The sequence below is a fragment of the Paracraurococcus ruber genome, from assembly GCF_004353985.1.
In the GTDB taxonomy this organism is placed as follows: Bacteria; Pseudomonadota; Alphaproteobacteria; order Acetobacterales; family Acetobacteraceae; genus Paracraurococcus; species Paracraurococcus ruber.
In genome coordinates, this window is the sequence record NZ_SMOA01000565.1 from 1 (window position 1) to 1389 (window position 1389).

The window sequence follows — 1389 nt, forward strand, 5'->3', positions numbered from 1 at the left end:
GCCCCCGGGCGGGCCGCGCGGGGCGCGGGCCGACGTCGCGCGCCGGTCGCCCTGCAGGCCGCGGACGGCCCCGGGCCCGATGCCTGCGGCCAGGCGCGGCATTCGCGGCGGTCCGTTTCGCAGCAGGTCGTCACGCCGCCAGGCGGTCACCTTGCCCGGCGATCCGGCCTCGAGCGGCTTCCGCTCGCCATGGCGCACGGCAACCGCTCCAATCCCTTGAATCGACGGGCAGCTTCACCCGATCAGGTGAGTCCACCTGATCGGGATCTGCTCTAGCGATGCAGGATGCCGAACGGCGTCAGGAGGGGCGGCGGCTGCGCCAGGCCGACCAGCGAGAGCGCGCCCAGCAGGGCGGCCACCACCAGCGCCATGCGGGCGACCTGGCCGATCATCGCGGCGTCGCCGGCCATCGCGCCGCGGCGCCGGCGCGGCGGCTGCGCCGCACGACCAGGCCGGCGACGCGCGCCGCCTCGGCCGGGCTGGGGAAGGTGGCGCCGTCGAGGTCCTCGACGACCGGGTCGGTGGCGATGAAGCGCCAGGCCGGGCCGGCCGGCAAGGAAGCCAGGGTGACGGCGACGCCGAGGAAGCGGCCCTCGACCTCGATGGGGCGTGACATGTGCATGCTGGATCCTCGGGCCGCTTGGCGGCAGCGGGCGTGACGGGGGCTGGCTGGGGCGCCGAAGGCCTTGGCGCCCGGATGGTCCCGGGGATCGCCCGGGGCAGAGGTCAGCGCCGACAGCGCCCGCCGGCCGGCCGGCGGGTGGTCCCGCCAGGGCCGAGGCGAAGGCGCTTTAGCGCTTGGTGACGCGGCGCAAGCTGCATGGATCAAATCCCGCGGTTCCGTCGCACAATGCGACGGTGACGACCCTATTTAGCGATGGAGATACGTGGTCTGTCAAGCATGCCGCGGGATTGCCCGGGATGAACGGGTGGTCTGCCGGCACGCCCGCGGATGGTGCGGGCGCCTTCCGCCGGATCGTCCGGGCCGGTCGCCAGGCGCGCCGGCGCATCGCCGCATCGGCCGGCAAGCGGCCGGCAAGCGGCCCGGCAGCGCCGCCGGACTCGACTCGCTGGTCAGCGAGTTCGCTTTATGTTCTTGTTGGCGCATGCCCGATGCAGCTCCCCCGCCCCGGCCCGGGACGCCGGCCCTGCCATTCCGCGGCGCCGAGCACCGCTATCGCTGCCTGATGGCGCAGGGCTGCGACGAGGCGACGGCGATGGCCGAGCTCGTCGCCTATCTGGTCGTGCTGCGGCCGGGGCTGCCGCGGGTGCTGGCGCAGGACCAGGCGGCGGCGATCGCCGCCGGCTACCGCGCCGCGCAGCGCCCGCCGGCCCCGCCGCCGCAGCCCCTGCTGGTGGCGCTCGCCCGCCCGGCGGAGCGGGAGGACG

The 1389-nt window shown here is 75.8% G+C and carries 3 protein-coding genes; 1 reads left to right on the forward strand and 2 read right to left on the reverse strand.

Translation table 11 applies throughout. The annotated features are described in order from the left end of the window. Positions 1-272 precede the first annotated feature (272 nt). Both E2C05_RS34440 and E2C05_RS31775 read right to left on the reverse strand, forming a co-directional pair. Positions 273-410 (reverse strand): hypothetical protein, encoded by a 138-nt coding sequence (locus E2C05_RS34440; protein WP_205083262.1) that lies wholly within the window; start codon positions 408-410, stop codon positions 273-275. Continuing rightward, complete coding sequence (locus tag E2C05_RS31775; protein ID WP_240046985.1) at positions 389-616, reverse strand: hypothetical protein; 228 nt, start codon at positions 614-616, stop codon at positions 389-391. The genes E2C05_RS34440 and E2C05_RS31775 overlap by 22 nt, the downstream gene beginning before the upstream one ends. Before the next feature lie 490 nt (positions 617-1106). On the opposite strand from E2C05_RS31775, the gene E2C05_RS31780 reads away from it, so the two are divergent. Beyond that, the coding region (locus E2C05_RS31780) for a hypothetical protein (protein ID WP_133223589.1) at positions 1107-1389 on the forward strand (283 nt) is incomplete at its 3' end.

Excerpts from the sequence above, each read along its gene's own strand:
- E2C05_RS34440 (WP_205083262.1), bottom strand. The coding sequence starts at position 410 with ATGGCCGGCGACGCCGCGATGATCGGCCAGGTCGCCCGCATGGCGCTG.
- E2C05_RS31775 (WP_240046985.1), bottom strand. The coding sequence starts at position 616 with ATGTCACGCCCCATCGAGGTCGAGGGCCGCTTCCTCGGCGTCGCCGTC.